At 66.0% G+C, this 5,097-nt stretch carries 2 protein-coding genes; both read left to right on the forward strand.

All coding sequences use genetic code 11. The features are described 5' to 3' along the window. A partial coding sequence (locus A8B82_RS21635; protein WP_067297299.1) for a strawberry notch family protein occupies positions 1 to 4,023 on the forward strand: 4,023 nt, incomplete at its 5' end. Between the two features lie 3 nt (positions 4,024 to 4,026). After that, positions 4,027 to 5,058 (forward strand): DUF7146 domain-containing protein, encoded by a 1,032-nt coding sequence (locus A8B82_RS21640; RefSeq protein ID WP_067297302.1) that lies wholly within the window; start codon positions 4,027 to 4,029, stop codon positions 5,056 to 5,058. The last annotated feature ends 39 nt before the right edge of the window (positions 5,059 to 5,097 follow it).

Below are 5,097 nucleotides of genomic sequence, written 5' to 3' on the forward strand. Positions count from 1 at the left end.
CTTGACGAATGGTCATCGGAGTTCTCGACGCCGCTGCCCATGGGGCTGGCGGCACTGGCTGCAGCACAGATCACCGCGCGCGATCTGGTGCTGGAGCCATCGGCCGGAACAGGCCTTCTGGCGGTCCTCGTAGAAATCGCGGGCGGCAGCCTCGCGCTGAACGAGCTGGCCGACACCCGCGCTGATCTCCTGCGTCGACTGTTTCCGGGTCGGCCTGTCACTTGCTTCGACGCTGCACAGATCGACGATCATCTCGACGCGGATCTGCGCCCGAGCGCCATCCTGATGAACCCGCCATTCTCGGCGGTGGCGAATGTCGACGCCCGCAGCACTGAGGCGACAGCCCGGCATCTGCGCTCGGCGCTCGCGCGTCTGGCCCCCGGCGGACGGTTGGTCGCCATCACCGGTGCGGGCTTCGCGCCCGATGCGCCCGCCTGGGCTGAGACCTTCGGGCGCCTGACCGAGACCGCGCATCTGGTCTTTACGGGTGCGGTGTCCGGTGCCGCCTTCGCCAAGCACGGCACCAGCTTTGAGACGCGGATTTCGGTCTTCGACAAATGCCGCGGTGGCGAGGCGGGCGGCATCACAGCCGATCTGGCGCGCCCGATATCGCCTGATGTCGCCAGCCTGCTGTCGCTGATCACTACCCATGTCCCCCCGCGCCTCGAACTGGCGCAGGTCGCACCAGCCGGGCAGGGCCCCACTTCCCCCTTCCCGGGAAATCCTGCCCGCACCACGCGCACAGGCATCAGCTCGTCGCGCGCCACGCCTGCAACAGCCCCCACCAACACCGCGGTGCAGATCGAGGCCGCAGACCTCGCCTATACCCTGCGCGATGCAACCGAGGACGGGGCCAGCGCGCGCCTGTCGGATGCTATTTATGAGACCTTCCGTCTGCAGGCGATCGACATTCCCGGAGCGGAACCGCACCCGACCAAGCTTGTGCAATCTGCGGCCTTGGCTTCGGTCGCGCCCCCAAAACCCAGCTACCGGCCCAAGCTTCCAGCCGCCATTCTGCGCGATGGCCTTCTGTCCGACGCGCAGCTTGAGACTGTGATCTACGCGGGCGAGGCGCATGGCGCTTATCTCGCGGGGTCTTGGACCGTCGATGAGACCGGCGACATGGTCTCGGCCGCGCCGGACGATGGCGCTGACGCCGTCCGTTTCCGCCGCGGCTTCTTCCTTGGCGACGGCACCGGGGCGGGCAAGGGCCGCCAGTCGGCCGGGATTGTGCTCGACAACTGGGCTCAGGGTCGGCGCAAGGCGCTCTGGATCTCGAAGAGTGACAAGCTTCTCGAGGACGCTCAGCGCGACTGGTCTGCCCTTGGCCAGGAACGCTTGCTGGTCACGCCGCTGTCGCGTTTTGCACAAGGCCGCGACATCCCGCTCTCCGAGGGCATTCTGTTCACAACCTATGCCACGCTGCGCTCCGAGGAGCGGGCTGCAAAAAAGTCCCGCGTTGACCAGATCGTCGACTGGCTCGGGGCTGATTTCGACGGGGTGATCCTGTTCGATGAAAGCCATGCCATGGCCAACGCCGCAGGAAGCAAGGGCGAGCGCGGCGATGTTACGGCCTCGCAGCAGGGCAGGGCGGGTCTGCGGCTGCAGCACAAGCTGCCGAATGCCCGCGTGGTCTATGTTTCGGCCACGGGGGCAACCTCGGTGCACAACCTTGCCTATGCGCAGCGCCTCGGTCTGTGGGGCGGGGAAGACTTTCCGTTTTCGACGCGGGCGGAATTTGTGCAAGCTATCGAAGCTGGCGGCGTTGCCGCGATGGAGGTCCTGGCCCGCGATCTGCGGTCGCTTGGCCTCTACACGGCGCGCTCGCTGTCCTATGACGGCGTCGAATACGAGATGCTGGAACATGCGCTGACGCCGGAGCAGCGCGGCATCTATGATGCATATGCGCTCGCCTTCGGAGTCATACATCGGAACCTGTCCGCGGCGCTGGAAGCGGCCAACATTACTGGCGAATCCGGCGGCACGCTAAACCGTCAGGCCAAATCCGCGGCACGCTCGGCCTTCGAGTCCGCCAAGCAGCGCTTCTTCGGTCATCTCCTGACCTCCATGAAGACCCCCAGCCTCATTTCCAGCATCGAGGCTGATCTGGCAGCAGGCCATGCTGCCGTCATCCAGATCGTCTCAACCGGTGAGGCGCTGATGGAGCGCCGCCTGTCGGACATCCCCACGGATGAATGGAACGATGTGCGCGTTGACATTACGCCAAGAGAGGCCTGCCTTGACTACCTCGCCCATTCCTTTCCGGTGCAGCTCTACGAGCCCTTCACTGACAGCGAGGGCAATCTGTCCTCGCGCCCGGTCACGCGCGATAGCCAGCCGGTGGAATGCCGCGAGGCGGTGCGCCGCCGCGATGCGCTGATCGAGCATCTGGCAAGCCTGCCGCCTGTGCCCGGCGCGCTGGACCAGATCGTCCAGCGCTTCGGCACCGATCTGGTGGCGGAAGTGACGGGCCGCTCGCGCCGCATCGTGCGCAAGGGCGAGGGTCATTTGGCGCGGCTCGTCGTCGAAAGCCGGGCGGGGTCTGCCAACCTCGCGGAAACCGCCGCCTTCATGGATGACCAGAAGCGCATCCTGATCTTCTCGGATGCCGGCGGCACGGGGCGCAGCTATCACGCCGATCTCGGGGCGAAGAACCAGCGCCTGCGGGTCCACTACCTCCTGGAACCGGGCTGGAAGGCCGATGCGGCCATTCAGGGACTGGGCCGCACCAACCGCACCAACCAGGCGCAACCACCGCTGTTCCGGCCCGTTGCTACCGATGTGAAAGCAGAGAAACGCTTCCTCAGCACCATCGCGCGTCGCCTCGACACGCTCGGGGCGATCACGCGCGGCCAGCGTCAAACCGGCGGGCAGGGGCTGTTCCGGCCCGAGGACAATCTGGAGTCTCCCTATGCCCGCGATGCCTTGCGCCAGCTTTACCGCCGCATCTATCGCGGCGATGTTGCGGGCTGCTCGCTTGGGGAATTCGAGGATGCCACCGGTCTCAGCCTGACCGATGACAACGGCCTCAAAGACGATCTGCCCCCGATCACGACTTTCCTCAATCGCCTGCTGGCGCTGACGATCGACATGCAGGCCGTGCTGTTCTCGGTCTTCGAGGAACTCCTCGACCAGCGAATCGAGGGCGCTATCGCTGCCGGGGTCTACGACCTCGGGCTCGAGACGCTGCGCGCCGAGAGCTTTCAGGTGACGGACGCACGGGTGATCTACACCCATCCCGGCTCCGGCGCAGAAACCCAGCTCCTGACCATCGCGCAAAAGCAGCGCAACACGCCGACCGCGCTCGCTGATGCGCTCGACTGGCTGGACGATCCGAAGGCGCGTTTGCTAGTTAACAGCCGCTCAAACAGGGCTGCCGTGCAGGTGCCCGCGACCAGCTTGATGCTGGACGACGGCACCATCGAACCGCGGCTGAGGCTGATCCGGCCAACGGAGGCCAGCACGGTTCCGGCCCGGATGATGGAGGACACCCACTGGCTCGAAGCCGACCGCGCAGTCTTCGCCGCCGCCTGGACCGCGGAACTGGCCGAGGTGCCGGAATTCACGGAAACCACGCTGCACATCGTGGCGGGGCTGCTGCTGCCGATCTGGAAGCAACTGCCGCAGGACGAGACCCGCGTCTACCGGCTACAAACCGACGATGGGCAGCGCATCATCGGTCGCCGCGTCTCGCCGTCTTGGGTCGCGACCACGCTGGCCGCCGATGCGCCGAAGCTCACGGCGGCGCAGGTCCATGCCCTTGTTCTGGAGGGCAAGACGGTCGTGCGCTTGGCCGAGGGGATGGAGTTGCACAGGTCCCGCGTCATGGGGGTGAACCGGATAGAACTGTCGGGCTTTTTGGGTGCCGCCAAGGACCGGCTCAAGGCAGATGGGTTCTTCTCGGAGATCATCGCCTGGAAGCTGCGGCTCTTCTGCCCAGCAGACTCCAGCGGCATCGCAGTGCTTGATCGTCTGCTTGCACGTTGTCCCGTGACAGGACTACATGCGCGTGGAGGGTGCTGAGCCATGTATTCCGAGACTGAAGATGTGATCCGCGCTCTGGCGGAGAACGCAGAGAGCGTGTGTCGCGCCTACCTTCCCGCCGGACGGCGGGAAGGGTCCTACTGGATCGTCGGCGATTTGCAGAACAATCCCGGCCGGTCGCTCTTCGTGCGGCTGACTGGACCCACATCAGGACCGGGAGCCCGTGGCAAATGGCAGGACGCTGCTGTCGGATTGCATGGTGATCTTCTCGACATCATCCGTGAGCGAACGGGGATTTCCCGCTTTCCCGATCTTCTCACTGAGGCCCGAGCGCATTTGGGCCGCCCCCAGCCGGTCCTCCCGAATACGCCAGTGCCGAAGAAGGCCAAAGCCCCCGGTGGCACACGAGCCGCGGCGGCGCGGCTCTTTGCAGCCTCTATGCCAGTCGCAGGCACGCTTGCTGATACCTACCTCCGCTCCCGAGGCATCACCCAAGGCGGCACGATGAGCGCGCTGCGCTTCCACCCGAAGTGCTGGCATCGGGATGAGGGCCAGACCCGGAGCATCCCCAGACCGGCGCTGATAGCTGCGGTCACCGATGGGGCAGGGGCCTTGCAGGGTGTGCATCGCACCTGGCTTGCGCACGACGGACAGGGCAAGGCGGAGGTCAAAACGCAGCGACGTGCCATGGGTCACCTCCTGGGCAATGCCGTCAGGCTGACCCCGCAGCAAAACATCCTCGTGGTCGGCGAGGGCATCGAGACCATGCTGTCCCTGTCCGAGGCGGCCCCCGGCCTTCCCGTCTGGGCGGCGCTCTCGTCGGGTCACCTCGGGGCCGTCCTGCTGCCAGAGGGATTGCAGCGCCTCTACATCGCGATCGACCGCGATCCGGCCGGGCAACGCGCGGCAGAGAGGTTGAGCGCCAAAGCCACAGATGTCGGGATTGGGTGCCATGTGCTCGAGCCACAACTCGGGGATTTCAACGATGATCTCCGGGCGACCGGCAAAGAGGCGCTGCGCCAGCATCTGGCAGGGCAGATCGGGCTTGAGGATCGGCAGCGCCTGTCAGGCTGAGCAGCATCGCGCAGGGGGCGGTCAGGGGCAGAGGGGGGG

Origin of the sequence: Sulfitobacter sp. EhC04, assembly GCF_001650875.1 — a bacterium.
Classification (GTDB): Bacteria; Pseudomonadota; Alphaproteobacteria; order Rhodobacterales; family Rhodobacteraceae; genus Sulfitobacter.

Bases quoted from the DNA above. Each gene is read 5' to 3' on its own strand.
- A8B82_RS21640 (WP_067297302.1), top strand. From the start codon at position 4,027: ATGTATTCCGAGACTGAAGATGTGATCCGCGCTCTGGCGGAGAACGCA.